A 26,899-nucleotide genomic window follows, 5' to 3' on the forward strand; every position below is an offset into this window, starting at 1 on the left:
TGAACGAAACGGAGAGCAGATGACCGACTCCAGTTCCCGCCCCACCCCCGAGACCGGCAGCAGCACCGCTGTGCCACGGCCGGCTCCCAGACTCGACTCCGGACCCTGGCTCGGAGCGAACTACTGGTCACGGCACGGCAGTCTCTTCATGTGGCGGGACTACGACGACGAGGTCGTCCGCGAGGAACTGCGCACCCTGCGCGAGCACGGAACCAACGTCACCCGGTCGTTCCTGTTCTGGCCGGACTTCCACCCGGCCCCCGACCGGATCGACGAGGACTTCGTCGAGCGGTACCGGCAATTCCTGCGGACCAGCGCGGAGGTGGGTCTGCCCACCATCCCCACCTTTCTGGTCGGGCACATGTCCGGAGAGGACTGGGACGTGCCATGGCGGGAGGGCCGCAACCTCTACACGAACGGCTTCATGCTGGGCCAGCAGGCGTTCTTCATCCGGGAGATCGTCCGGCGGATCGGCACGGACCCCGCGGTCGCCGGCTGGCTGATCAGCAACGAGTTCCCGATCTTCGCGGGACCGGCCACTCCCGACGAGGTCCGGGCCTGGGGCCTGATATGCACCCAGGCCGTACGCGCGGGGGGCTCGCGGCTGCCGGTGTCGCTGGGTGACGGCGCCTGGACCATGGAAACCACCGGCAAGGACAACGGCTTCCGGATCCGGCGCCAGGACGACCTGGTCGACTTCGTCGGCCCGCACACCTATCCGATGGGCGATGACCAGGTACGGGTGCACACCGCAGCGGCATGGGCCTGCGAGATGAGCCATTTCGGCAAGCCGGTGGTGATGGAGGAGTTCGGCGTCTCCGCGTCGTTGTCCTCGGAGCGGAACGCCGCCCACTACTACCGGCAGGTGCTGCACCACACGCTGCTCGCCGGGACCACCGGCTGGCTCGCCTGGAACAACACCGATTTCGCTCTGGAGTCGGTCGACCCCTACCGACACCGCCCCTTCGAGTTGGGCTTCGGCATCACCCGCTCCGACGGCACGCCGAAGCCCGCCCTGGTCGAGATCGGCGCCTTCCGGCGCCTCCTCGACGCGGTCGACTTCGACAACTGCGCCCGGCCGGACACCGAGACCTCGATCCTGATCCCGTCCCACCTGGAGGAGCACCCCCGGGTGTCGGTCGTGGAACGGACCGCGATCGCGAGGGTGAGCCACCACGCGTACCTCGCGGCGAAGGCCGCCGGTCTCACCCCGGCCCTGAGCCGCGAACTGGACGCGCCGCGTCGCTCCGGTCTGGTGCTCGTCCCCTCCAACAAGCTGCTGACCGCACCGACTTTCGATCTGCTGCTGGACTGGGCACACGAGGGCAGCCATGTCTACCTGTCCTGGTTCGCAGGCGCGGGCGGTTCCCACCGCGGTGCCTGGTGGCCGCCCCTCGAGCGGCTGATCGGCGCTTCGCACACACTCCGGTACGGTCTGAACGAACAGGTCGATCCGGTCGTCACCTGGGAGTTCACCGAGCCGCTGGGTGACCTCAAGGCCGGTGACACACTGCGCTTCCGGGTCTCCGGACCGATCGACGCCCAGGCCATGTTGCCCCTGGACGAGGAGACCGCCGACTGTGTGGTGGTCGCCCGCGACAGCCGGGGCCGCCCGGCGCTGGTGCGGCGCGACCACGGAAGGGGCGCGGTGCATCTCGCCACGTACCCCGTGGAGTTCTTCGGGTCCGCGACGCCCGACGCGCACCGCGACGACGAGGTGCACCGCCTCTACCGCGCCCTGGCGGCACAGGCGGGCGTGCGCCCCTTCCTCACCGTGGACGATCCCCGGATCCATGTCGACGGCCTGGTGCACGCCTCGGGACAGCGGTACGTATGGCTGGTCAATGTGTCCGGCGACATGGTCACCGTGCACCCGGAGCCGGACGGGGCCGGCTACCGGCTGGAGGACGTACTGGACGGCCGGGACCTCACTGAGCAGGTCGTGCTGGAGCCGTTCGGGGCTGTGGTGGCACGGGCGGTGGCTTCGTGACCGGGTCACAGCGAATCGCCGCCACGGCCCGGCCGGCGACTGCAGCGGTCCGGGAACACCGGGAGGAGTGGGGACAGCCGGTGTTCTCCGTGGGCCGCTTCGGGGCCGTGGCCGACGGCCGTAACAAGGACACCGGGGCGATCCAGGCAGCGATCGACGCGGCGCACGCCGCGGGCGGCGGCGTCGCCCACCTCCCGCCCGGCACGTACCTGTCCGGCGGCATCGAACTCAGGAGCCGGGTCACCCTGCACCTGGAGGCCGGGGCGGTCCTCCTCGGCAGTACGGACCTCGCGGACTACCCACCGCACGAAGGACCGCCCGCAGACTGCGACGCGGGTCAGCGGCACCTGGTGTTCGCCCGGGGCGCGACCGACATCGCCATCACGGGTGCAGGCACCATCGACGGTCAGGGCCCGGCCTTCTGGGAGCCGTCCGGGCGGCCGCCCACTCCGCCGGACCGGTTCTGGGCCGATGTCGTCACCCACAACTGGAAGCCGGTCGGTAACAATGACCGCCCCTCGCCCATGGTCGAGCTCGCGGAGTGCCGGAACGTGCGCATCGAAGGCGTCACCCTGCGCAACTCGCCGGGCTGGACCCTGCGCCCGATCGCCTGTGACACCGTACTGATCCGCGGCATCGTCATCCGTAACCCGATCGACGGCATCAACACCGACGGCATCGACCCGACCGCCTGCCAGAACGTGTTCATCGCCGACTGCGACATCGAGACCGGGGACGACGCGATCTGTCTGAAGAGTGAGAACCCCTACGGTGATCTCCGGGTCACCCGGAACGTCGTCGTCACCAACTGCGTACTGTCCTGCTGCTGCAACGCCTTCAAGCTGGGCACCGCGACCCGGGGCGGTTTCGAGGACATCACGTTCACCAACTCAGTGATCTACAACCGCGATGTGCCGCTCAACGAGCGCGTAATCTCCGGCATCGCCATCGAAATGGTCGACGGGGGCTGGGTGGACGGCGTCACCGTCAGCGACATCCGGATGCGCAACACCCGCACCCCTGTCTTCATTCGGCTCGGCAACCGGGGGTGGGGGCAGCCGGACCCGGTACCGGGCCGGCTGCGCAGGGTCCGCATCTCAGGGATCGACGCCACCGGAGCGATCCTCACCTCCTCGATCACCGGGCTCGCAGAGCAGCCCGTCGAGGACGTCGTCCTCTCGGGGATTCGCATCGACACCGACGAGGGTGGCCGGCGCGAGTGGGTGGAGCGGGACATCCCCGAGGAGATTGCCGAGTATCCGGAAGCCCGGATGTTCGGCCGCCTGCCCGCCTACGGCCTCTACGTCCGTCACGCCCGCGGGATACGGCTCTCCGGGACCGAGATCCGCTCCACGGTGCTCGATCCGCGTCCGCTGCTGGTCGCGGACGACGTGGTGGGTCTTTCGGTGGACACGCTGGACGGTACGGGCCCCGGCCCCGGTACCTCCCTGCTGGATCTGCGGGACACCCGGGACGCCTTCCTCAGCGGCTCGCGGGCGCCGCACGGCACCGATGTCTACCTCAAGGTCAGTGGGGTCCGCTCCGCGGACATCGCCCTGGCGGGCAACGAGCTGTCGCGGGCCACATCTGCGGTCGAGACCACCGGTGGGGCGGCACCGGACAGCGTGATCTCGGACGGCAACCCCGTTGGCCGGTGACCTGCGCAGCCGGTACCTGGGCGGCAGCCGCCGCCGGCGTCTGCCGCTTGACAACCGGTCGCGCCGCCGGCGTCACCGAGGAGCATGACTCGTCTGTCCCATGGGCGAGGACGAGCGGCGCAGTGAGGTGATCGCATACGAAATCTTGCCGTCATGTCAATCTTGCACATTCGGCAAGTTTTGCTACGAGCATCGATTGCCGGGGAGCTCGCTCAGTGGCACGACCAGGTGGACATCGTCATCGCACAACCCCGGTCCCCCGCTGTGGCCACTGCGCTACTGCTTCGCCCGGACTGCTATGTGGCATGGGCATCAGCCTCACCCCGTCCTGACCCGGCCGACCTGGACGCCCTGCGGACCGCCACGCAGCGGTGGTTCGGTGCTGCCGAACCCGCCCGAAACGGTTCGGGAAACCTGCGAACGACGTGAGGGGCGTTGAGCGCACAACCAACCGAGAAGTCTGAGCGCCCCCGGGGAAAGCCACACCACAGATCCTCATCAAGGTCGGACGGTCGCCGTGTCGCCGCGGACGGTGATTTCGGCGGCATTGACGCTGTCCGGCTCGGGGTTCGCGCTCAAGAGGTGTGGCCGGTGGGCGCACGGGTGCGCCGGGCGAACCGCCTTGGGTCGTTATCGCCGGATGAGGCCGAGTTCGGTGGCGGTGGCGACGGCAGCGGTGCGGGAGTCGACGCCGAGTTTGACGTAGATACGGGCCAGGTGAGACTTGACCGTTCCTTCGGTGAGGTGGAGCCGGTTGCCGATGGCCTGGTTGGACAGGCCCGCGGCGACCAGTGCGAGAACCTCGGTCTCGCGCCGGGTCAGGGTGGTACCGGGAGTACGCAGCCGGTTCATCAGCCGATCCGCAACGGTGGGTGCCAGCGTGGTGCGGCCTGCCGCGGCGGTGCGTACGCCGGCGGCCAAGTCCTCGGGTGGCGCGTCCTTGAGGAGGTAGCCGGTGGCGCCGGCTTCGATGGCGCGGAGGGTGTCGGCGTCGGTGTCGTAAGTGGTGACGATCAGCACGCGAGGGGCTTGGGGGCGTGCGGTGATGGCGGCCGTGGCCTCGGCACCGTTCATTCCCTTGCCGAACTGAAGGTCCATGAGGACTACGTCGATGTCGCCCTGGGCGGCGCGGGCGACGGCGTCCTCACCGGTTGGGGCTTCGGCCACCACTTCGATGCCGGCTTCGGTCTCCAGCACGGCGCGCAGCCCTGCCCGCACGACGGGGTGGTCGTCAGCCAGGAGCAGGCGGATGGGGGTGTCGGTCACGGGCGGGCCTCGGACTCGGTCTCGACGGAGGGGGTCAAGGGGAGCTGGGCGGCCAGGGCGGTGCCGTGGCCTGGCGTGGACTCGATGATGAGGGTGCCACTCAGAGCGTGGACGCGGGTGCGCATGGCGGCCAGCCCGAACCCGCCGGTCTCCGGGTCGGGGACGGGCAGGTGGTAGGGGTCGAAGCCGCGCCCGTCGTCGACGATGTCCACGGCGACGTGATCGCCGAGGTAGCTGAGGGTGACCTCGGCTGCGGTGGCCTTGGCGTGGCGAACGGTGTTCCCGAGGGCCGACTGCGTGATGCGCAGTAGTGCGACCTCGTGCGCGGTCGGCAGCGGTAGCGGGTCGCCGGTGAGGTGGAAGCGGGCGGCGATCCGATGGCGGGCACTGGTGGTGGCGCACAGGCGCTCCAGAGCATCGGCCAGGGTGGCGCCTTCCAGGGCGGGCGGGGCGAGGGCGGCGACGAAGCGGCGGGCCTCGGCGAGGTTGTCGACGGCGGCCTGGCGCGCCTGGTCGACGTAGCGGGCGGCGCTTTCAGGGGTGCCGGGCAGGGCTCGTTCGGCAGCGCGCAGCAGCAGCTGGATGCTGGTGAGACCCTGGGCCAGGGTGTCGTGGATCTCGCGGGCCAGACGTTCGCGCTCGGACAGCACGCCGGCGGTGTGCTGGGCGGCAGCCAAATCGGCGCGGGTGGCAGTGAGCTCCTCGATCAGGTGCCGGCGTTGTTCGCTCTCCAGGTACAAGGCCTGATACCCCCACACCACCGCCACCGCCACGGCGGCGCCGAGGGCCGGACCGATCGCCATCGCAGCGCTGAAAGTGCCTTGATGGGCGGCGAAGCCTGCGACAGCGGCCAGTCCGGTGGCCGCCACGGCGGCCAGTGCGGCGCGGCGGGCCAGCAGGTGGAGCTGGAGAAAGTACAGCGGGAAGGCCACCCACACCCCGTCGGCGGACAGCGCCAGCAGCACCAACCAGACGGTGCCTACGGCGCCCAGCCACAGGGCGGCGGCCGGCCGCGAGCGGCTGACGCGTGGCAGGAGCGGGCCGGCCGCGTAGACGAGGCCGCATGCCGCGGCCGCGGCGACGATCCATCCGGCGTGCGGGCGGTCATCGGCCACGGCCCGGCCGGCGGCCAGGGCGAGCAAGCCGATGACCAGCAGGTGCAGGCACCAGGCCAGGGCTCTGGTGGTGGGGGTCAATGCGGGGGCGGTGGTGTTCACAGTCCTTCCACCCTAAGGAGAAACCCTCTGCGCGGCTTCCATCGAAAGTTACAACCGGTCTGCCGCCTTTCGATGCGCCAAGTGCTGTCCTGGGCCGGATGCCCCTGGGGAGGGTTGGCAGCGACGGTGGGGACCTACCGATTCCGCCCATGAAAGAGCAGGTCCAAGCCGTGTTCGTCGCCTGGAGAGACCTGAAATTCGCCAAAGGGCGCTTCGCCCTGATGGGCACCGTCATCGTGCTGATCACCCTGCTGGTCGGGCTGCTGTCCGGACTGACCGCCGGACTGGGTCAGCAGAACATCTCCGCGATCACGTCCCTGCCCGCTGACAAGATCGCCTTCGGCACGCCGGGCGAGGACCCGTCGTACTCGAACTCCACCGTCACCGAGAAGCAGTGGCAACAGTGGGCCAGGACGCCCGGCGTGAGCAGCGCCGAACCGCTGGGCATCACCACCACGAAGGCGACCGCCGGGAACAAGAGCACAGGCGTATCCGCCTTCGGCGTGAAGCCCAGCTCCACACTCGCCCCCGACAGCAACAAGATCGACCGTCACGCGGTGGTCCTCTCGACCGCAGCCGCTGACGACCTGGGCGTCGCCGCGGGCGACACCATCACGCTGTCCGGTCAGAAACTGACCGTCGCCGCGGTGACCGGTGACGCCTCCTTCAGCCACACCCCCGTCATCTGGACCAGCCTCGACACCTGGCAGAGGAGCGCACCTCCCACGGGCGACGCAGACGGGCCCACCGCCACCGTCATCGCCCTGAACACCACCCCCGGCACCGACCTCAAGGCCGCCGACCAGGCGGCGGGCACCAAGACGGTCTCCAAGGACGACTCGCTGTCCGCGATCGGCTCCTACACCTCCGAAAACGGTTCCCTGCAACTGATACGTGGCTTCCTCTACGCGATCTCCGCCCTGGTCATCGGCGCCTTCTTCACCGTGTGGACCATCCAGCGAAGCGGCGACGTCGCCGTCCTCAAGGCTCTGGGCGCCTCCACCGCGAACCTGCTCACGGACGCGCTCGGCCAGGCCGTCGTCCTGCTGGCCGGCGGCACCCTGATCGGCACCGGCACCGCCGCGGGCCTCGGCGCCCTCGTCGCCGGCAGCGCGACACCGTTCCTCCTCACCCCCACTACCGTCCTCGTCCCGGCCGCCGTGACAATCGCGCTCGGCGCTCTCGGGGCCGGCCTGTCCATCCGCCGCATCACCTCTGTCGACCCACTGACCGCCCTGGGGAGCACCCGTTGAGCCTCGACCTGACCGACATCACCCTCACCTACCCCGACGGCGTATCCCGCCTGACCGCACTGGACCAGGTCACCCTTCAGGTGCCCGAGGGCAACCTGACCGCCGTCGTCGGCCCCTCCGGCTCCGGCAAGTCCAGCCTTCTCGCCGTCGCCGCCACCCTCATGGCCCCCGATTCCGGTACCGTCACCATCGACGGCACGCCCACCACCGGCCTGACCCGCGGTGAACTCACCGACCTGCGCCGCCACAAGATCGGCCTCGTCTTTCAGCAGCCCAACCTGCTGCCCTCCCTCACCGCCGCCGAACAGCTCCAGGTCATGGCACAGATCGACGGCCGCAACCCGCGCACCGCCCACAACCGGGCCATGGAACTGCTCGAAGCCGTCGGCCTGGCCGACCAGGCCGGCCGGCGCCCCCACCAGCTCTCCGGCGGCCAGCGCCAGCGCATCAACATCGCCCGCGCCCTGATGAACGACCCCACCGTTCTCCTGGTCGACGAACCCACCAGCTCCCTCGATCACGAACTTGGCGCCGCCGTCATCGACCTGATCACCCGCCTCACTCACCAACAGGCCACCGCGACTGTCCTGGTCACTCACGACCGCACCCACCTCACCGCCGTCGACCAGGTCGCCGAAGTCCAAGACGGGCGTCTCCTCCTTCCCTCCCCCGCCCGATAGCCGCCCTCCACGCGCCCTCCACGACCAGCACGCAACCTCAGGCGGGAGGTCGGCGCAGGCCCCGACAGCGTCGGTCCCCCTCGGTACCGGGCTCCCAGCGCGGGAAGATCGCTCTGTCCGCCCGCCGGGAAACAGCCGCCGTCGCCGACGAACGGCGCTGCGCTCCGAGTGGCTCGGCATCGACGCCGGGGAGTGCTCGCCATGCTCCGTCCGAGGGAATCGGCGGAGCCGCCCGTCGCGCCGCTCGCATGTAAAAATCGAACACGCGTACCATTCGCGTGTGCCCACGTACGACTTCCCCCAGGACCTGCGCGACGCCCAGCTTGCGCTGCACGAAACCCGTGCTCGGTACGAGCAGTACGCCCGGACGCTGCCGTGGTCGGCTGAGCCGATGCCCGGCTGGGAGAGCGAGAAGCAGCCCTACACCAGCTTCCGCTCCGGAAAATCGGACAGCCCTGGCTACACCGACGAGCAGGCCGCGGAGATCGCCCATCTCAAGGCCCGCATCCTCGAACTCGGCATCTTCGTGTCCACGCACCCGTTCTGGAGCAGCGTGGAGAGTGGCCTCGTCGATGCCCGTATGGCGCTGAAGCACGTCCACGAACAGCCGACGGAGGCGTAGCGGTGTCCGACTCCGGCGGCATATCCGACCTGGACAAGAACCGGGCTCTGGCCGACTGGCTGGAGTGGCAGCTGGGTCGGACCCGGAACCGGATCCGTGAGCTGGAGGTCAAAGAACGGCAGGAGCAGCGTGCCCACGAGCGGGCACAGGCGGAGCAGTCGTGGAAGATCCAACCGAAGCGCTCCAGGGACACGGCGAAGCTGCACCGCGGGGGCTGCTCCCTGTCACCCCAGCTCGGGTTCATCAACCGCGAAGAGGCGATCATCGCGTTGAACGAACCCGACATCGAGGCATGCCGGATCTGCCATCCGGAAACGGGCCTGAGGGCCGCATAGGGCTCGTTCGGACCGCCCGTGGCGCGGCAGCACACCGGCGACGGCACCGCCCTGCCGGCCTCTCGCCCCCGCCTTCCAGTCACCAGTACGACCGGGAATACGAACGAAAGGGGCCGGCCGGGCCGGCCGGGCGGGGTCAGTCGTCCAGGCCCCAGCTGTGAACGGTACGGGGGTGGATGCAGATCACCTCGGGGCTGAAGCCCGGGCCCAGGGCGTCGGAGCTGGTGAGTAGCTCAGCTGTTCCGCGGATCTCCACGAAGCGGGGCTTCCATGGCGTCACGCTCGCGAGGTCGTCGACGACCAGAGAGATCTTCGGGTTGGCCTGCAGGTTGCGCCATTTCTTCGAGGCGCCCATGCGGTGTCCGCCGATGAGAACGGTGTCGTCGTCCTGGAGAAAGAATCCGACCGGGTTGGCTTGCGGCTGGCCGCTGGGGTCGACGGTGGCCATGCGACCCAGCCGCTGGCCGGCCAGGTAGACGCGCTGAGCATCGGTGAAGGCAGTCATATCTGCAACTTTCCGCTGAGTTACGGATGCCGGCTTGTGGCACTGCCCGGCCGTAACTCGGGCAGGCCCGGAAGTCGAAGCCCAATGCGTGGGACAGCAGCTTGGAGACCGTGGAGACAGAGGAAAGTATGTGACCGGGCTTCGTCAGCAGTTGTAGTCGCCGTAACCCGAACGACCACGTACAGCTCGGAGCCTCCGGGCTCGCCGTCCTCGAACAGGGCACCGGCACAACGGAACTCGAAGCGGGCCCGCACGGCAGCCAGTTCCTCATCTGCGCCGGCCGCCCCTGCGCACAGCCGCGACCGCTCCGGAGCCATGTTGAGACGCTGTACCGCCGCAGGAGCGTGTGACCGCCCGAGGTCAATGCGTGCACACCCGTGGTCGCTGGGGATGAATGGTACGAGACGCCTTAGCAATACCGCTTCTCGGCCCGTCCGAAGCCACTGCTATGCCCACTGCCGTAACCAACCGCGTAGCCCTGGCTGTAGAGACTGGGAGTGGTCCTCAGGTACTGCCCGTAGCCTTGTTGGCCTGTCCCAGCCCGGCAGTCGGCCGCCACGGTGCCTTCTCGTCCGCCTCTTCCAGCCTGCGCGCCCGCTCAGGCGATGTCATGTCGACCGGGCGTTGAACCGCGTGCCTGAGGGGCTTGCGGAGCGCGGCTTGTGCCCTCGCGCACCTCGCTGTCGGCGTGTTCGCCCGCAGCGTCCCGAAGACCCGGCCGTCGGCCCCCCGGGCGGTCAGCCGCATCTCCGGTGCCATGATGATCGTCATCGGTGGTTTCCTGCTGATGGAACGCCTGGCCGGCTGAGGAACCCGCCCCCGCCCGGTTCACAGACCGTGATGTCCGTCGAAGGAGAGCACGTGGAAGACCAGACACAGCAGGAACAGGCGAGCCCCGAGGTGCAAAAGCGCATCCAGGACAGCTTCGACCGCCAGGGGCTGATGGCCCACCTCGGTGCACGGATGACCCACATCGCACCGGGACGCGTGCACATCGTGCTCCCAAGTCGGCCCGAAGTGACCCAGCAGCACGGCTACTTCCACGCCGGCGCCACCAGCGCCATCGCCGACACCGCCGGCGGCTACGCCGCCTACACGCTGTTCCCCGAGGACACCGAGGTGCTCACCGTCGAGTACAAGATCAACCTCCTCGCGCCCGCAGTCGGTGAGTACATCGAGGCGGTCGGGACGGTCCTGAAGGCCGGACGCACGCTGACCGTCTGCCAGTCGGCGGTTCCCATGCAGGTGGGCCCGGGTGACGCACACCCCCGATAGGGACGTCTCCCGCATCACGTCGGACCACATCGCATCGAGGATCAGCCTTTGACCCCGTACTCCCTGGCGTTCTACATGGACGTCGTCACCACCGGCACCGTGCTCGGCGTGGGCCCCGCGGCCTCCCCCGACCGCGTCACCCGGGCCCTGGGGTCGGACTTCGGTGAGAACACCTTCGGCAACCGCAGCATGTGCCGTGACTACGGCCTCGCCGAGTTCTTCTGGGACCGCGAATCCGCCCACCACCCTTGGTCGGGCCACCACTTCACACTGCAGGTGCACAGGCTCGCGTACCGGGACCGCACCCTCGTCAACGAGACACTTCGCGCCCGGTACGGACGATTCACTCCCAGGCTTCGGTTCGGAAAGCTGCAACGCCTACTGGAGCGGCGCGGGGTCCCCTTGCTGGAGATCCCGGAAATCCCGGCAAACGCCCCCTACTTCCGTACTTTCTGGCAGCCCGATTCCCATGTGGCCGTCTCCGTCATAGGCACCTACGGCGAGTACAGCACGCCGGACAATCTGCGGGTCGGCGACGTGTACCAGATCCAGGCCCCCATGGCCGCCGAGGAAGTGGAGTGGCGGAGGAGGCGGGTCGGGTAGCACGGGGGCGGCCGGGGGCTTGTCGATTTCGCGCGACTTTCTGGAGCCCTGTCCAATCGCACGGCCCGAGTCCCGACAGCAGGACTCGCTTTCGGGCGCAGGGCGGCCCCGCCCAGCAGTTCCAACACCATGGTCTGGGCGCGCCATTGGTGGGCTGGACGCTGCCGGGCTCGCCCATGCGCAGCTCCTACGGGGCAGGGGCTCGTCGAGCGTCACGGAGCCGTGGGCTCGACAGGTCAACCGGTGGTGGTGCCTGAGCCGGCGTCTGCCGTTCTTTCGTGCCGCCGGCGGACGCGGTTGGTGACGATCAGAAGGGCGGTACCCAGTAGGAGGATCCCCGCGACCAGCCCCTTGAGTGCGCCACCGCCGGACGCTTCGGCGTCCACCGCGGCCGCCGGGGTCATGCCCTGGGTGTGCGGGAATCTGATCTTCGCGTGGAACTTCTTGACGAGCAGCCCGCTTCTCAGTTCAAGGGTGGCGCGCCAAGGGCCGTCGGCCACTTCGTCGGTTACGGGAATGATCACCGGCTCGGACTGATGGGGTGCCAGGCTCGTACCCAGCTGTACCTGGTAGGGGCCCGCGCTCAGGCTTCCCGACACCGAGGCGAGCTTCAGGGTCCCGGACAGGTCCAGAGCGCGGCCCCCCGTGTTGATGATCTGGGCGCGCACGATCGCGCGCCCGTCCCGGCCGCGTTGAGCCGTCATCGTGCGCGCGGTGAAGTTCGGGGCCGGGGGGTTGTGGCCGCCGACTGAGAGATACATCCGGATGCCGGTGCGGCTCACCAGGGCGATACCGCCACCTCGCCCGCCCCTGACCTGCGCCCAGATCACGGCATAGCTCTCGCCGGGCGCCGCGTCCCTGGGCACCGCGATCGTCACGGTGTCGCGGAGGGTGTCGTGGGCGGGAACATCCAATGTCCTGCGTCGCAGCCTTGTCCAGGACGAAAGTTCGTTCCGCTTCCTGCCGGCTGCCCCCACGAACGAGCCGTGGGTGATCCTGGCGGCGGCCGGGTACACCTCGACGTGCAGGGTGGAATCAGTGGTGTTCAGTACTTCGATGCGGCGGTGCACGGTCGTGCCCGGTCTCAGGTTGTCGATGATGTAGTGCCGTGCTCGTGGATCGTCGGCAAGGTCGACCGGGATGTCGACGAGGCGTACGCCGACGCTTCCCTGGCCGGAGTCCGACGAACGTGGCGCCGCTGCTGCATTGGTCGCAGGTGAGGCGGCGCCGGTGACCGCGATGAGTGCCGCGGCCACCAGAGCCAGAACGGGAACGAAACTCCGCAAGGTGGAGAACCCCCCAGTGATTTCGGTGTGCTGGTCAGGCCACGGAATGGGTGATCGTCGAGCTGTAAGTGCCGGCCAGGGCGTCTGCCGGGACGGTGACGGAGATGGTCGGGTTCCACACAGCGCTGTTGATCCCGGACACGCTGGTGGCGGTCTGGACAGGACCTGGCGGGTACAGGGGTGACAGGTTGCTGGCGGTGACGATGGCGTTGCCGGTGACCGTGGCGGAGGGCGTGTTGTAGCTGCTGGAGCCAGGGGCGGAGACCGAGATGTTCTGCGGTCCCGTGAAGTCGGTCCCGTTCGCGGTGACGACCCAGCCGGTCGTACCACCCCGGTTGTCTGCCACGGTGACGTTCCCCAGCTGCGCGCTGACCGTCTGGGGGGTACTGCTGGCGGCTACGGTGCCCAGGCTCACCGGCCCCGTCGGCACAGTGATGTCGATGGTGCCGGTGGTGATCGAGAGCGTCACCGGCGTTGTCCCGCTCTGATCGGCCGAAGCCGGCAGGGGGACGGACAGAGCCGCCACCAGGCCGACAACGAGCGAAGCGGCCGCGATACTTCTGCGCATCTTGATCCTCAAATCGGGGGTCACAGGTGCAGGTGTAAGTCACCTCCCGCCTGCTATCGGCAGAAGACCGCATTCATGATCGCTTTCTTGGCCTTTTCCACCGGATCGGACCATTTGCTCGTTAGAATGGTTTTTATGAGACCCCGTTGCTTCGCCCAGGGGGCCGTGCCGTTGGCTGACCGCGAGGAGGGGCTGATTGATGCGTGAGCGTGCGGCAGCCGACGTTGTACGGACGCGACCGAAGCGGGTTGCCGGCAAGTCCGTTCGCTGACGGGCTTTGGCGTTCCGTCGGAGGCCGGAGAGGCGGCATGCCTCGCCGATCAGCGGCGGGCTGCGTCGAGCTGGGGTTGAACACGTCCAGCCGACTACGACCAGGACTGCGAACCGGCATCTGCCGCACAAACTCGCGGACTACCGGCGAGGCGTGCGCAGTTGCCCATCGGATCTCCTGGTCACCGGCCGTGGCGTCATCGCCCAGTTCAGCGGACGTGAAGGCGTCCTGCCATGAGTGTGGGATCAGCGCGTTCTGCGGGCTTCGCTCGCGGAAGTTCACGCTTCCGAATGGGGTCGTACGAGTGCCTGACCGACGCTGTGCTGTGCTGGGCTGTGCACGGAAGTGCGGTCGATTCCGGTCCCTCGTCGATCTCGCCTCGGCTCCTCAACACTGCTGATTTCATGGCTCGTTGCGGGGCGCCCTCGACGAAGGCCATATCGACGTCGACCCGCTCCGCCGGACCCTGGCCGGGCTGCCGTTGCCGGGGGTGGGTGACGGCCGCTTGGTCCTGACGGTGGATCTCACGGCGGCGATGGCCGGACACGGCGACTGGCCCCGTCGCGCGTAACGGGCGGAACGCCGCCGGGTGGGCCGCCGGCTGCGGCCCCACCCGGTAGGTGCTCCGTCGATGACGTCAGCGCAGACCGAAGGCCCGGGTGATCGTCTGGGAGACGCTGTTGTCGGCGCTGTCCCGGGCAGTGACCCGAAGCGTGACGAAGTCCGCGGACTTCGGCGCCTTCAGGGCCGTCCGCCATGCGTCACCCTGCCGGTTCAACTCGGACCGCTGCCAGGTCGCCCCGTCGTCGTACGAAACTTCGAGAGAGGGCTTCCGGATGCTCGCCGTCGTACCGGGCAGGTGGGATGCCGCCACCGTCAGCTCGGCACGCCGGTCCGCCCGGCCCGCCTTGTCGGTGTCCACGCCGTAGTCGAGCTGGATCAGAGGCAGGGACTCGGCCGCGTCGGCTCCGGTGGCCGCGGAGGTGAAGTTCCACTCGGTGAGGGTGTGCGTCGAGTACGGGTTGGACCAGGCTGCCCGGTCGTTGTCGACCACCAGCCGGTAGGGCAGCCGCTCCGCCGCGAGCCCCGGAACCGGCAGAAATTCCGCGTTGCCCCAGTTGAGCTGCCGGTCACCTTGGTACAGCGACATCCAGTCCTTGACGTCGAAGTTGCCGTGGGCTTCTCCGACATGGCCGGCGCCGGAGTCGCCCCAGCCGGGTGCGGGAATGTAGACGGTGTCGAGATAGCGCACCGGCTGGTAGCCGATCGGACCCATCCGGGGCCGCTGGATCGGCCCGAACCAGCTGACCTTGCCGGTCTTCCCTGCCCGGTAGCGAAGGGCATCGATCGAGTGCTGCCCGGTCTCGCCGACGATGAAGGCATCGTCCAGCCAGTCGGCGTCGGGGGTGACCCAGTCGGTCCGCTCGCCCTGCGCGGGAGCGGTGAGCTGGTTACCGACAGCCCAGCCCCGCCAGACATCGGAGCGGTACTCCAGCGCCTTGCCCGGCCGGTAGTTGCGGAACGAGACGTCCACCCGGGCCAGATCGCTCGGCTTCACCTGCCAGGTCGGGTCCGCCGGGACGGCGCCGGACCAGTGACGCACCACGTCGTAGAGGTAGTCGGTCGTGGGGTGGGAGGTGACCTTCAGCTCGACGCTGCCCCGCTGGAGCGAGTCGATCAGGTCACCGCCCTGGTCGGCGTTGAGTGTGGCCACCGTCAGCGGGGCCGGGCTCTGCGGGCTCCAGGGAGTCTCGTCCCACGGCCGCAGTCGGCCGATGCCGTCGTTGGCGATCACGAGTACCCGCGCGCCAGCTGCTGCGGCGGCTTTCGCCTGTTCCTCGATCGCCACGGTGTCGCTACGCCGTACCACCACGGCCTTGCCGCGGACGTTCTGCTGCGCCAGCGCGTCGGCGGAACCCTCGCCGGCGAAGACCGCTGTCAGCTTCCGTGACCCCGCAGGCAGCGGCGTGGCCGCGCGCTTGACCAGCAGGTCGTAGGTTTCCGACTTCGTGCCCACAGTCAGCGCCGGCTCCTCGAGACGGAAGCGGGCACCGAACTCGAACTCGCCGTCGGTGACCTTCTTGCCGGTCGGGAGCGCCCAGATGCTGTCGTACGTCTCGTTGGGCAGCATCGAGCTCTCGACGAGGCTGTCCGTGAACGACCGGTGGACGTCCAGCCGCGGCGCGACCGCCGTGGTCTGCTGCGGTACGTGCGCCAGGATCTGGCGGGTCTTGCGGCCGTCCAGGGTCACGGTGCGGTCCTGGTCCAACTGAACGTCGTTGAAGCTCATCAGCGCCATGCCGAGCGAGTGCGGCCCGTTGGCCCCCCGCACATCGGCGGTGAGCCATCCGCTGTAGCTACCGACGGGCAGCCGCCCGGTGCCGGTGCCGGACTCGTCGAGCTCGATCGTCGTGAAGAGGTTCTCCGCGGTGAGCACGACCCGCCCGGAGAGCGGCTTGCCCGACCGGTCCTTCGCTACGACGGTCAGATTCTGCCTACGCCCTTCCTTGGCGACGCCGATCAGAGTCCGGGCCCGCACCACTTCGGCGCTGTCCGAGCCGGTGATCACGCCGCTGATCTGCCGGTCGCCGGGGAGCAGGTCCAGTGCCGCGGTCAGGGTGACCGAGGTGGTGCCGTGCGCGGGAACGGTGACCCGGTCGGCGGAGAGTGTGAACAAGCCCGCCGGGGCGTCGGCATCGATCGCAAGGTCCAGGCTGACCGGAGCGTCGCCGACGTTGGTGTATGTCACCTTCCGGACGTCGGTCTCTCCCGGCTTCGCGGGCCACGTGTGGAAGCCGGAGAAGGCGCTGGCGGTCGCAAAGACCGACGCGTGCACGGCCGCCGAGGCGTCGAGCCGCCCACTGCCCGCCTCGTACGGGGTGTACGACGGGGTGGCCTTGGTGCTGCTAACCAGTGCCTCCTTCAGCTGCGGACCGCTCCAGTCGGGGTGCGTGGCGGCGAGCAGTGCGACGGCGCCGGCGACGTGCGGTGTCGCCATCGACGTGCCGCTCATCGTGGTGTAGTAGCCCGAGCCGCCCCGCCGGTAGTGGGAGCGGGCCGCGAGGATGTCGACACCGGGCGCGGTGAGTTCCGGCTTCAGCCCGGCGTCGCCGTCCCGCGGGCCCTGGCTGGAGAACTCGGCGAGCTTGTCCGCGGCGTCGACGGCACCGACGGTCAGCGCGGAATCCGCGGCCCCGGGACTGCTGATGCTGCGCGGCCCGCCGTTACCGGCCGCCACCACGAACAACGCACCGGTTTCGGCGCTGAGCCGGTCGACCGCCTGGCTCATCGGGTCGGTCGCGTCGCCGCCACCGCCCAGGCTCATGCTGATGACCTTTGCCTGTGCGTCCCGGGCGGCCCATTCCATGCCCGCGATGATCCAGGACTCCTGTCCCCCGCCCTCGCTGTCGAGCACCTTGCCGATCTCCAGCCGGGCCCCGGGCGCGACACCCCGCTCCTTCGCGTCGGAGGCGCTGCCGGTGCCGGCAATGGTCGAGGCGACGTGGGTGCCATGGCCGTTGAAGTCGGCGATGTCCTCCTCGTACGGAACGAAGCTGGTACTGGCGTCGATCTGTCCGACGAGGTCAGGGTGTTCGGTGTCCACCCCGGTGTCGAGGACAGCGACCTTCACGCCCTTGGCGGTGTTGCCCTCCGCCCAGACCTGCTGCGCGCCGATCTGTGCGGTGGACTCGGCCAGGTCGGCTTTCACCTTGCCGTCGAGCCAGACTTTGGCGATGCCGCCCGCCAAGGTGGGGCGTGCAGATCCGCGGCGTGTCTTTGCTGCCGTGGAACCGCCGGTGAGCGCGGACCAGAACGCCGGGGCCTTGTCGCGCTTCTGCGCGACCGCCGCGCCCTGCATGCTGTCCAGCCGACGGACGACGGTCGAGCCGGTCACATTCGGCGCGGTCCGCAACTTGGCGGCGGCGTCGGTGTAACGGACGATGAGCGGCAACCGTTTGGCGTGCGCGTCGTCGTACCCGTCGGCGATCAGCCGGGTCACGTTGAACAACTGCTTGTCCAGCAACCCCGCGCCGACATAGGGCAGGGCCGCATCGGGGTAGACGTACGTCGAACCGTCCATGACTGCGCGGTGGAAGCCGGCGGCGGTTCCGTTCGGGCTTTCGACGGACCGGATGACGGTGCCGTCGGCGGCGGTGCCGATCGTGACCTTGTCACCGGTGATCAGGGTGACGCTGTGGGTGCCGCCGCTTGTGGGTGGCTGCGACGCGGCACCGACGGGCGGCACCGCGTCGGGCGGGTCCGCGGGTGCCGCGGCGATGGCTGGTATGACCCCGATTGCCAGTGCGGCGACCACGCCGAGCGCGATCGGCGCAAGCCTGGGGTTGGGAACAATGGACAAGGAGACCCCTAAAGGGCTGCGAAGAGTGGGAGACCATCCGGAGCATGCGGTTGACCTTCTGCCCTGAGCAATAGGCTCAGGCTGGCGCCGTTTGGCCATGGCGCAGTTATGACATGTCGCCACCGGGATGGATCGCCCGGAAACCGCACGTCAGGTCGGCGGCGGGCAGTCCCCGCCCGGCCGCGGGAGTCGGACCGGCCCGGGACCCACCGCTTCGCCGTGAACGGTCCGACGTGGGCGGGCGACAGCAACGGCGCACCGGACAGGCTTGCCACAAGTTCTGCTGCAGAAGGTCGCCGCAATGCGGACCCGCCCGGACTCGGGAGGCCGCAGTTTCAATCACCGTTCTGTTGGCACGACTTGGTCCGGTGGGGCCACACACCGACCCATTGCGCAGCGTTCGAGGGATTCGTAAGGACAAGCGCTGCGTGACACCTCACCCGGCTCTGGCAGCTGCTCGTCGGCCGCACCGCCGCAGCTGACACGACGGTGGCCGTCGTCGGCAAGGACGGATACGTCAAAGGGGAGTTCCTGGCGAGGGAGATGCTCGCCCCCGCGTGTGGGCGCATCGACAGCACCGGGCTGTCACACCGGCAGACCGCCGCTCCCGAGACTGATCACCACCACCCAGCTTCGCCGACCGGCCGCCGGCAGAAGGCAGCACGTACCGCCGCGCCCGTTGTGCCGGGCGCGGCGGGTGTGCGTGGTGCGGTGGAGAAGAAGGTCAGAAGGTGAGGCTCCAGCTGTCGAGGTAGCCGGGGTCGACGGTGAAGATGCCGGGGGTATTGTCCTGGACCCGGAGCTTCCAGGTGCCGTTGGCGGGGACCGCCGACGCGTCGACGGTGTAGGTGGTGTGCAGCTGGCCTTCGCCGGTGTCCCAGTACCAGTTCTTGACCGGAATCTCCGTGCCGTTCTCGCTGACCAGGCTGACCACCTGACCGCCGATCCACGGGTGGTACAGGTCGATCGTGACCTTGAGGTCACCGGAGGCGTTGCCCTTGCGGCCGCTGACGATGAGCGGGGACTCGATGGTCTTCCAGTTGGGGATGTCGAACCGGGCCGGGTTGACGAAGAAGTCACCACCGGAGGCCAGGACGGTCCACACGAAGCGCACCGTGCGCTTGACCTTCGGGGAGTTCTTGATGGTGATGGCGGCCTTGAAGTCGCCTGCCTTCTTCGGAGTGCCGCTGATCAGGCCCGTTTGCGCGTTGATGGACAGGCCCTTGGGCAGCCCGTGCGCGGAATACGACAGGGGGCCCGGCCGGGAACTCGTCGCCTCGATCTGCCGGCTGGTCGGCTGGCCGACCGCCGACTTCCGCGTGGAGGGGCCGATCACGGCGATGTGGTTCACATAGCGGGCGCCGACGTTGACAGCCGCCCAGGCGTTGCCGACGGCCTCGTAGGCGTCGCTGGTCGGACCGAACAGGTCGGCGGCGGCCCGGAGAGTTGCGGCGCGGGCGCCCGCGTAGTCGGTGCTGGTGGTCATGTAGACAGTCAGCGCCCGGTACCAGACGGCGGTCGCGTCGCGCCGGCCGAGACCGACGACCGGCAGGCCGTCGTATGTGGGGCTGTCGTACGCGACGCCGTTGATGGTCTTCTTCCCGCTGCCCTCGGAGAGGAGGTAGAAGAAGTGGTTGGCCACGCCCGAGCTGAAGTGCGGGTCGAGCTTCCTGGTCTCGGGGGTCCAGTAGTCCTGAGAGGTGCCCTTGGCGGAGGCGTCCTTCGAGGGCTGGTCCATGTAGCGCAGCGGCTTGCCGGTGCCCCGGACGTCGGCGAGTTCGCCGATCATGTAGTCGGGGACATCTGCGGGGTTGTTCGCGGAGAACTCCACGGAGGTGCCCATGATGTCGCTGGTGGCCTCGTTCAGGCCGCCGGACTCACCGGAGTAGTTCAGGTTCGCGGTGGCATAGGTGACGCCGTGGGTCATCTCGTGCGCGGCGATGTCGAGTTCGGTGAGCGGCCTGGCGTTGTTCAGGCCGTCGCCGTAGGTCATGCAGAAGCAGCCGTTGTCCCAGAAGGCATTGGCATACCCGTCGCCGTAGTGGACCCGGGAGTAGGCGCCGACGCCGTCGTCAGCGATGCCGTTGCGGCCGAACCGGTCGTGGTAGAAGTCCCACGTCTGCCGCTGGCCGTAGGCGGCGTCCACGGCCGCGGTCTGGAGGTTGGCCGCCGTTCCGTCGCCCCAGACGTCGTCGTCGTCGGTGACCAGGACACCGTTGCCGCCGACGCCGGTCAGGTCGTACGTCTTGTGGCCGCCGCGCTCGGGGTCGGTCAGCTCATAGAGGCTGCCGTTGCGCGTGGTGCCGATCTGCACCTGACCGCTGTACTGGCTGTGGCCGGTGCCTGAGTGGACCTGTTCGACGCTCTGGAGCTGCTTGCCGGTCGTGGCGTCGGTCACCACGCTCAGGCTGCTCGGGGTTCCGTCCTCCTGCACACCGCTGACGACGGTCTGCCAGGCGAGCGTGGGCTTCCCGCCCCCGAGCCAGACGACCAGCTTCGGCGATGCGTCCGTGGCCGCGTCGACGGTCTTCTCGGTCTTCGCGGCGGCCAGGGCGGACTTCTTCGCCGTCGCGGCCGTGACAGCGGCCTTGGTGGTCGGCAGCGACACCTTGGCGTCCGAAGCCTCGGTGACGGTACGGGACGCGCCCCGCTCGTGGACCACCAGGTCGCCGCCGATGACGGGCAGGCCGGCGTAGGTGCGCTCGTAGCGGGTGTGCACGGTGCCGTCCGCGTCCTTGACGACATCCTTGGGTATCAGCTTCTCCCGATCGCTCAGCTTCAGCGAACGGGCGGTGGTGGCGCGTGTTTCGGTCGCGGCCTCGAGCAGTTCCTTGCGCTGCCCGGTGGAGAGCGGGACGGCCCTGGCACCGGGTCTGGGTTCCGCCGCCATCTGCCGTGGTGCTTGATCCGTGCCGACCGGGGCAGAGACAGCGCCCGAGGCGGGGAGGACCGAAACGAAGAGCGTGGCCATGGCGACGGCCGCAATTGCCGCGACGCGCCCGTAACCGGAGACTCCGTGATCGGATCGATGGGGTTTGTGAGGCGACGTGGCCTTGTTGGTACGAAAGTTGTTGGGCACTGCTGTAACTCCTTCTGTCCGGACGTGCGGTGACGACCGGTGGGGTGGGGAACCGGAGGCTGGGTGTGCCTCCGGCGAGAAGGGGTGCGATGCGGCGCGAGTCGTGGGTTCACGTGGTCGCGCCTGCGGTGGTGCGGCCCCGCCTCTCACCGCCCTCTGCGAGGGCCGCGAGAGGCGGGGCCGCGGCCGGCTGTCGGCTGAAGCGGCTCCAGCTGCCCCAGGACATCGCCGACGCTGTCGGCCTTCCGGCCTTCCTGCTGTCGGACGAGGCTGCGTGCGGCCTCTTGGCGATGCGGCGAAAGACATGGACTCTTGTGTCGCTGTGGCACCCACCCACTTGTTCCGACGAAAGGTCGGACGGTCGAAGTCGGGGGCGGCCGACGGGGGGGAGATCCGGCGGCCGCCGTAGGTGGTGCGGCTCAGCCGCAGTTCCCGGCGGCGCGGGACCGTGTCACCGGATCGGTGGCTGCGGCAAGCATTGCGACTACCCCGGAGGTCCGTCTCCCGCGCAGCGGTGCGGGGTTGAGCTGTGGCATGAACGTCTCCAACGTGCCGACATGTCTCGACTGGGTCCTGAGTGACCGAACGGGTTTCGACGCACTTCGCGTCGGCGGCTCGTGATCACCCTGTCCGGGGCGCGATCCGCCGGGCAAGGAGGTCCGGAGTGCGGGTCCGCGCAACTGCGCAGATGTGAACAGGAACAGACAGGAACGGAACGGGTCCGCCCCGGCCGTACGGGGATGTAACGAGCACGTGATCGCTCCGGCCGACTCCACCGCGTACGATCGGCCTCGCCAGCGCGCCGAAAGGGGGACAGTTGTGGCGGTGCCGTCGGATTTGCCGTGGGCCGGGACCGGTCTGGGCCTCTTGGCCGGCCGGGTACTCGAATGCCTGGTCACGCAGCCGGAGCTGAGCAGCGAGGCGGTCGCCGAAGCGCTCGGGGTCACCTCGGCAGCCGCCGAACGCGCCCTGCAGGCCCTGGAGAACGAACACCTGGTCGTCCGCGTAGGTGACCGGCCCACGCGCTGGAGCGCGGGCCCGCCCCGCTCCACCCTCGGTTCGCTGCTGGCCCAGAGGCGGCAGGAACTGGCGCGGGCGGAGCTGTACATGGAGCAGTTGCATGAGGCATACCGCTCGGCGTCGCATCGTCGGGTCACCTCCGACCTGTTCGAGGTGGTGGAGAGCGCCGAGCAGGTCGGGCTGCGTTACGCGCAGTTGCTCGCGTCCAGCCGGCAGGAGGTGCTCCACCTCGCCAAACCTCCGTACATCACCCGGTCCGCGCGGCTCGAGGACACCTCGGTTCCGACTGTCCCCGCAGCCGTTGCGGACGCACCGACTCCGGAGGTGCCCGTGCCCGACGGAGTGCGGCTCCGGTCGGTGTACGACACCGATGGGATGACCGACACCGTTTCGCTGCGCACCGCCGTGAGCGGCACGGCCCGGGGCGGGGAGCTGCGGCTGTTGGCCGGGCTCCCGATGAAACTGGTGGTGTTCGATGCGACGGTCGGCATCATGCCGCTGCGACAGGAGGACCCGTCTGCGGGTTCGCTCATCGTGCACTCGACCACACTTCTCGGAGTACTCACCGCGCTCTTCGAAAGCGTCTGGGAACGGGCGACCCCGGTGTCGCTGAACAGCGGCCCCGGTCGACCGCCGATCACTGCGGCGGAACCGGATGGCCAGCCTCCGGGGCGGATGCGCGACATCCTCACTCTGTTGCGCGCGGGTCTGACGGACGACGCGATCGCCCGGGTCCTGGGGCTGAGCCGACGGACGATCCAGAAACACATCAGCGAGACCGCAGAACTCCTCGGCGCGCGGACCCGCTTCCAGATCGCGCTGATGGCACGCGAACGAGGCTGGCTCGGGGACGCCCCGGGCGTGGTGGTGGCGGCCTCCGCCGAACGAACGGCCGGGTGACCGAGGCAGAAGCTCGGTCTGCCATTCGGCCGTCCCGGTTCGTCTGCTCGGACACGCTCGCGTGGTCGACCTCGGACAGGTGCGCGGAGATGTCGTCGTGCGTCAGTCCCCGCGCGAACAGGAAAGGGACATCTCGTCGACGCCGGTCAGTCGGTACTGCCGCTCCTTGACGGTCTACGGCTCGGCATCCCCACCGCGATCCCGGTGGGGTGTCGAAGCAGCAGCTTCGCGCGACTCCCGATGAGCCGATTGGGAGGCTGTGCCTCCCAGCAGGTAGTAAGCCGATCCTGGCTTCGGTACGGATCACGCGCGCATGATGAGCACACGGAATTCCGACGCAGGGGCTCTGATCCTCTGGGGCGCAGTCGCTGATCAGCGCATCGAGGGTCGGTTACAGCCCTTGGACCAGGGTCCTGCAGCCCGCGGCACCCATCAGGACACTCCGTGCCGCGTTCTGCAGGGACGTTCGACAGTGCGCACCGGGCAATCGAGGTCAAGCACTTCGGCACTCGGGCCATTCGTTCGTCTCGACCCTGAGGCGAAGTGGCGGCGGCACGCAGTCGCCGGCATTCCATCGATCCAGTGTCCGCACCATGCACGGCCCGGAGGTATCCGATGAAGCGCAAGCACCCTGGTACGGGTCCGCACACTGTGACGGTGTTCGTCTTTCCGGGGGTGCGGCTGCTCGATGTGACCGGTCCCATCGAGGTGTTCTCGACGGCGAACGAGTTCGGCGGGCGCTATCGGGTACAGATCGCGTCCGAGGACGGCACGGAGGTGATCACCTCCGCCGGGACCCGACTCAGCGCTGACCTTTCCGTCGACGATGTGCAGGAGCCGTGCGACGTTCTGGTGATCCCGGGCGGTCCGGAATGGGAATCGCTGATCAAGGACGACGCTCTTCTGGATGTCGTCCGGCAACTGAACGAGAAGAGCCGCTGCACCGCATCGGTGTGCACGGGAGCGTTTCTGCTGGCCGCGGCGGGACTTCTGAATGGCCGTCGCGCTGCGACGCACTGGCGGCATTCACGGGAACTGGCATCTCGTTTCCCGTCCGTGCGGGTCGATCCGGACGCCATCTTCGTGCGGGACGGGCAGATGATGACTTCGGCGGGTGTCAGCGCCGGTATCGACCTGTCCTTGGCCCTGGTCGAAGATCACTACGGTGCGGAGGTCGCTCGATCGGTTGCCAAGGACATGGTCGTCTTCATGCAGCGGCCGGGTGGCCAGTCCCAATTCAGCGTCCGCTCCCGGGCGCCGCACACCCACCAGCAGATGCTCCGCCGGGTCCTCGATGCCGTCGCCGAGAACCCCGGGGCCAACCACACGCTCACGGCCATGGCTCGCAGGGCCGGCATCAGCGTCCGTCACGTGACCCGGCTCTTCTACGAAGAGGTGGGAACCACGCCGGCCCGGTACGTCGAACAGGTCAGGCTGGAAGCTGCCCAGGGGCTGCTGGAGACGGGTGATGACCCCATGCCGGTCGTAGCGCGGCGCACAGGGTTCGGCTCACCCGAGTCGCTCCGCAGAGCGTTCGTGCGACACGTGGGTGTGACACCTGGTGCCTTCAGGGCCAGTTTCCGGACGGCCGGACGTGGACACGAGGGATCTGGTGTTCCCGGCGGTGCCGTGGTCGAGGCACAGCCCGATGACGATGAGCTGTCCGCTGCCTGAGGTCCGCTCGTCGGCGAGATCCCGTACATGGGATACAGACAGCGTTGCATCCGCATGCTCATGCCCTCGGCGCGATCGCGGGTCTGCACCCCTGACCGAACTGGGAGACCAGAGACAGGCCGCGACCGCCCTCACCGCGTAGTCCGAGCACAGCTGAGACGGGGGCGGGTATTACGGTCTCGGGGGAAATTGAGCTTCGGGCGTGCTGGCCTGGCAGCTCGGCTGGTGGGTGATCAGCGGGCGGTATCGCGGACGAGGGCCAGTTCGGTGCTTGTGCGGCGGTGGGTGGCCCGCTGCGCGGATCGGTCGGAGACGAGTGAGGCGATCGCGAGATGAGTCTCAGCATAGGTATCGCGGCGTCCGTACAGCCCTTCTCATGTCACGGCCCGAACGGGACGATCACGATGTCCGCCAAGGCCGTAAAGCGGTGGACAGCTCTCCGGCGCTGGGCGACCATCTCCGCGATGAATAGCGAACCTGTCCCCATTCCCATCCCCAATCGTGTCCGCTTCGTCGAGCTCAACGCAAAGGCGCTGCGGGCTCTTGCCGACGGTGACCTCGCTGGCGGCAGTGCCGAGGCCGGGGTCGACCTTGACGAACACTTCGTCTGCGACCGGGCCCGCTGGATCTTCGGCCATCGCGCTGACCAGCTCGCCGAGGACCCGTCTGCCGCGCCCTGGATCACGCGGGCCGTGGTGTCCGAGCCGGACGGGGCCGTCGTCGGCGACGCCGGGTTCCACGGGCCGCCGGATGAGGCTGGCATGGTCGAGGTCGGCTACACCGTCGTGCCCGGGTACCGCCGCCAGGGCTATGCCCGCGCCATACTGACGGCGTTGCTTACCAGGGCCGCCGCCGAACCCGGTGTCAGGACCGTGCGAGCTCGTATCGGATCCGACAACAGCGCCTCCTTGGCAACCATCGCGGGCTTCGGATTCACGCGCGTCGGCGAGCAGGGGAACGAGCGCGACGGGCTCACGGTCGTCTTCGAGGTCCCGGCAGGCGCGCTTCAGGCCGAGTAGTTTTGCGGCCTTGGCGGACATGGTGATCGTTCCGTTCGGGCCGTGACATGAGAAGAGCCGCACGGGTTGGGTGAGTTGTGAAGCTGACCTGGGCACGTGCGGCCTGTTCCCATCCTGCCCTGACGGGTGTCTCACGCGCACATTTCGGTGAGTTGTTCGCCGGTCTCGCCGGTGCGTGGGAGGCCGCCCGGCAGTCCGCGCTCCGCGAGGCCCGGGGCGGGAAACGTCGGCGGGCGGAGGGTGCCGGCCGAAAGCCCAAGCTGGTCTTCCTCGATCGGCTGCTGGTCACCCTGGTCCATCTGCGTCATCAGTTGCCGCACGTGGTGCTCGCCGAGCTCTTCGAGGTGGATCGCTCCACCGTCTCCGCGGCCATCCGGCAGGTCCGCCCGCTGCTGGCGGCCCGTGGTTTCGCCGTGCCCGACCGGCCGGGCCTGCGGCTGAAGACGCTGGAGGACGTCTTCGCCTATGCCGAGGCGGAGGGCGTTGAGCTGCGGATCGATGGGGTCGAGACCCAGGTCCGCCGCCCGCAGGCCGGCCGCCCCGGGCGCCGGGCATTCGTTTCCGGAAAACGTAAGCAGAACACCGTCAAGACCACCACGTTCAGCGACGGCCAGGGCCGCCTGCTGCTGTCCGGCCTGGTCCGCCCAGGCCGGATGCACGACCAGACCGCCCGGCGCACCGAGGGCATCGCCGAGCAGTTCCGTACCCGTCCCGGTGTGAAGGCGAAGGTCGATTCCGGCTACCTCGGGCTGGCCAAGGAGTTCCCCGGCCAGGTCAGCGCCCCGCCGAAGAAGCCCAAGGACGAGGCGTGCGACGGTGACAAGCGCGCCTGGCGCGAGACACGGCGGCGGCAGTCCTCGGCGAGGATCTGTGTGGAGCACACCAACGCCGAGCTCCGCCAGTGGGCGCCCTTGCGCCGATTCACCGGACGCCGCGATACCTATGCTGAGACTCATCTCGCGATCGCCTCACTCGTCTCCGACCGATCCGCGCAGCGGGCCACCCACCGCCGCACAAGCACCGAACTGGCCCTCGTCCGCGATACCGCCCGCTGATCACCCACCAGCCGAGCTGCCAGGCCAGCACGCCCGAAGCTCAATTTCCCCCGAGACCGTTACTCCCGTCGAACGCCTCGGACGCCGGTTCGTGGTCCCGGATCGGGCGCAGCCGGACAGGTTCCTTGCCGTACTGGATCGCGCTCGTGATCAGATCGCTCACCACTGACTCGGGGCGTTCCTCGGTCGTCTGCCGTACTTGGCCGGCTTCGCGATGCTGCGGTCTTTTCCGACAGCCCGAACCTCTGGACATCCGTCAACGG

Annotated in this window: 21 protein-coding genes; 14 read left to right on the top strand and 7 right to left on the bottom strand. The window is 68.9% G+C overall.

The genetic code is table 11. The features are described from left to right. The first annotated feature begins 19 nt into the window (after positions 1 to 19). The 3 genes from OHB49_RS01575 (at position 20) to OHB49_RS01585 (ending at position 4,077) form a co-directional block, all read left to right on the top strand. Positions 20 to 1,990 carry a beta-mannosidase gene (locus tag OHB49_RS01575; RefSeq protein WP_329157240.1) on the top strand — a complete coding sequence of 657 codons (1,971 nt, stop codon included), beginning with the start codon at positions 20 to 22 and terminating at the stop codon, positions 1,988 to 1,990. Further along, the gene (locus OHB49_RS01580) at positions 1,987 to 3,648 is read left to right on the top strand and encodes a glycoside hydrolase family 28 protein (protein ID WP_329157242.1); all 1,662 of its coding nucleotides are present in this window, start codon (positions 1,987 to 1,989) and stop codon (positions 3,646 to 3,648) included. Before OHB49_RS01575 ends, OHB49_RS01580 begins: the two co-directional genes overlap by 4 nt. Positions 3,649 to 3,801: 153 nt before the next feature. Beyond that, positions 3,802 to 4,077, top strand: coding sequence for an aromatic-ring hydroxylase C-terminal domain-containing protein (locus tag OHB49_RS01585; protein ID WP_329157244.1), 276 nt, complete (start codon positions 3,802 to 3,804; stop codon positions 4,075 to 4,077). A gap of 201 nt (positions 4,078 to 4,278) precedes the next feature. Here the strand turns inward: OHB49_RS01585 and OHB49_RS01590 are convergent, their stop codons facing one another. After that, complete coding sequence (locus OHB49_RS01590) at positions 4,279 to 4,914, bottom strand: response regulator transcription factor (protein ID WP_329157246.1); 636 nt, start codon at positions 4,912 to 4,914, stop codon at positions 4,279 to 4,281. Continuing rightward, positions 4,911 to 6,131 carry a sensor histidine kinase gene (locus OHB49_RS01595; RefSeq protein ID WP_329157248.1) on the bottom strand — a complete coding sequence of 407 codons (1,221 nt, stop codon included), beginning with the start codon at positions 6,129 to 6,131 and terminating at the stop codon, positions 4,911 to 4,913. Before OHB49_RS01595 ends, OHB49_RS01590 begins: the two co-directional genes overlap by 4 nt. Positions 6,132 to 6,301: 170 nt before the next feature. Here OHB49_RS01595 and OHB49_RS01600 point away from each other — a divergent pair, with 170 nt between their 5' ends. The 4 genes from OHB49_RS01600 to OHB49_RS01615 all read left to right on the top strand — a co-directional run bounded on the left by OHB49_RS01600 (position 6,302) and on the right by OHB49_RS01615 (position 9,021). Next, entirely contained in the window at positions 6,302 to 7,384 is a 1,083-nt protein-coding gene (locus tag OHB49_RS01600) for an ABC transporter permease (protein ID WP_329166314.1), read from the top strand. Next, positions 7,381 to 8,064 carry an ABC transporter ATP-binding protein gene (locus OHB49_RS01605; RefSeq protein WP_329157250.1) on the top strand — a complete coding sequence of 228 codons (684 nt, stop codon included), beginning with the start codon at positions 7,381 to 7,383 and terminating at the stop codon, positions 8,062 to 8,064. Before OHB49_RS01600 ends, OHB49_RS01605 begins: the two co-directional genes overlap by 4 nt. A 280-nt stretch (positions 8,065 to 8,344) precedes the next feature. Then, a complete protein-coding gene (locus OHB49_RS01610; protein ID WP_329157252.1) occupies positions 8,345 to 8,686 on the top strand; it encodes a hypothetical protein in 342 nt (113 codons plus the stop codon). 2 nt (positions 8,687 to 8,688) lie between these two features. After that, on the top strand, positions 8,689 to 9,021 hold the full coding sequence (locus OHB49_RS01615) for a DUF6233 domain-containing protein (RefSeq protein ID WP_329157254.1): 333 nt from the start codon (positions 8,689 to 8,691) through the stop codon (positions 9,019 to 9,021). 136 nt (positions 9,022 to 9,157) lie between these two features. Here the strand turns inward: OHB49_RS01615 and OHB49_RS01620 are convergent, their stop codons facing one another. Continuing rightward, entirely contained in the window at positions 9,158 to 9,526 is a 369-nt protein-coding gene (locus tag OHB49_RS01620) for a PPOX class F420-dependent oxidoreductase (protein WP_329157256.1), read from the bottom strand. Positions 9,527 to 10,387: 861 nt separating this feature from the next. Here OHB49_RS01620 and OHB49_RS01625 point away from each other — a divergent pair. Together OHB49_RS01625 and OHB49_RS01630 are read left to right on the top strand one after the other, a co-directional pair. After that, positions 10,388 to 10,801 carry a PaaI family thioesterase gene (locus OHB49_RS01625; RefSeq protein WP_329157257.1) on the top strand — a complete coding sequence of 138 codons (414 nt, stop codon included), beginning with the start codon at positions 10,388 to 10,390 and terminating at the stop codon, positions 10,799 to 10,801. 48 nt (positions 10,802 to 10,849) lie between these two features. Next, on the top strand, positions 10,850 to 11,404 hold the full coding sequence (locus OHB49_RS01630; RefSeq protein WP_329157259.1) for a hypothetical protein: 555 nt from the start codon (positions 10,850 to 10,852) through the stop codon (positions 11,402 to 11,404). 236 nt (positions 11,405 to 11,640) lie between these two features. Here OHB49_RS01630 and OHB49_RS01635 read toward each other — a convergent pair whose 3' ends face one another. Next, positions 11,641 to 12,690 carry a hypothetical protein gene (locus tag OHB49_RS01635; RefSeq protein ID WP_329157261.1) on the bottom strand — a complete coding sequence of 350 codons (1,050 nt, stop codon included), beginning with the start codon at positions 12,688 to 12,690 and terminating at the stop codon, positions 11,641 to 11,643. Between the two features lie 34 nt (positions 12,691 to 12,724). Continuing rightward, a complete protein-coding gene (locus OHB49_RS01640; protein ID WP_329157263.1) occupies positions 12,725 to 13,258 on the bottom strand; it encodes a hypothetical protein in 534 nt (177 codons plus the stop codon). Positions 13,259 to 13,941: 683 nt separating this feature from the next. Here OHB49_RS01640 and OHB49_RS01645 point away from each other — a divergent pair. Next, positions 13,942 to 14,100, top strand: a complete 159-nt coding sequence (locus OHB49_RS01645; protein ID WP_329157264.1) for a hypothetical protein — start codon at positions 13,942 to 13,944, stop codon at positions 14,098 to 14,100. Positions 14,101 to 14,166: 66 nt separating this feature from the next. Here the strand turns inward: OHB49_RS01645 and OHB49_RS01650 are convergent, their stop codons facing one another. Both OHB49_RS01650 and OHB49_RS01655 read right to left on the bottom strand, forming a co-directional pair. Then, positions 14,167 to 17,889, bottom strand: a complete 3,723-nt coding sequence (locus tag OHB49_RS01650; RefSeq protein ID WP_329157266.1) for a S8 family serine peptidase — start codon at positions 17,887 to 17,889, stop codon at positions 14,167 to 14,169. A gap of 724 nt (positions 17,890 to 18,613) precedes the next feature. Then, entirely contained in the window at positions 18,614 to 20,860 is a 2,247-nt protein-coding gene (locus tag OHB49_RS01655) for a M4 family metallopeptidase (protein ID WP_443079630.1), read from the bottom strand. A 933-nt stretch (positions 20,861 to 21,793) separates the two neighbouring features. Here OHB49_RS01655 and OHB49_RS01660 point away from each other — a divergent pair. The 4 genes from OHB49_RS01660 (at position 21,794) to OHB49_RS01675 (ending at position 26,636) form a co-directional block, all read left to right on the top strand. Then, positions 21,794 to 22,888 (top strand): helix-turn-helix transcriptional regulator, encoded by a 1,095-nt coding sequence (locus tag OHB49_RS01660; protein WP_329157270.1) that lies wholly within the window; start codon positions 21,794 to 21,796, stop codon positions 22,886 to 22,888. Between the two features lie 615 nt (positions 22,889 to 23,503). After that, entirely contained in the window at positions 23,504 to 24,562 is a 1,059-nt protein-coding gene (locus OHB49_RS01665; protein ID WP_329157272.1) for a GlxA family transcriptional regulator, read from the top strand. Between the two features lie 464 nt (positions 24,563 to 25,026). Further along, complete coding sequence (locus OHB49_RS01670) at positions 25,027 to 25,581, top strand: GNAT family N-acetyltransferase (protein WP_329157274.1); 555 nt, start codon at positions 25,027 to 25,029, stop codon at positions 25,579 to 25,581. Between the two features lie 152 nt (positions 25,582 to 25,733). Continuing rightward, the gene (locus OHB49_RS01675; protein WP_329157275.1) at positions 25,734 to 26,636 is read left to right on the top strand and encodes a transposase family protein; all 903 of its coding nucleotides are present in this window, start codon (positions 25,734 to 25,736) and stop codon (positions 26,634 to 26,636) included. Positions 26,637 to 26,899: the final 263 nt, after the last annotated feature.

It is taken from the genome of Streptomyces sp. NBC_01717, from assembly GCF_036248255.1.
GTDB lineage: Bacteria > Actinomycetota > Actinomycetes > Streptomycetales > Streptomycetaceae > Streptomyces.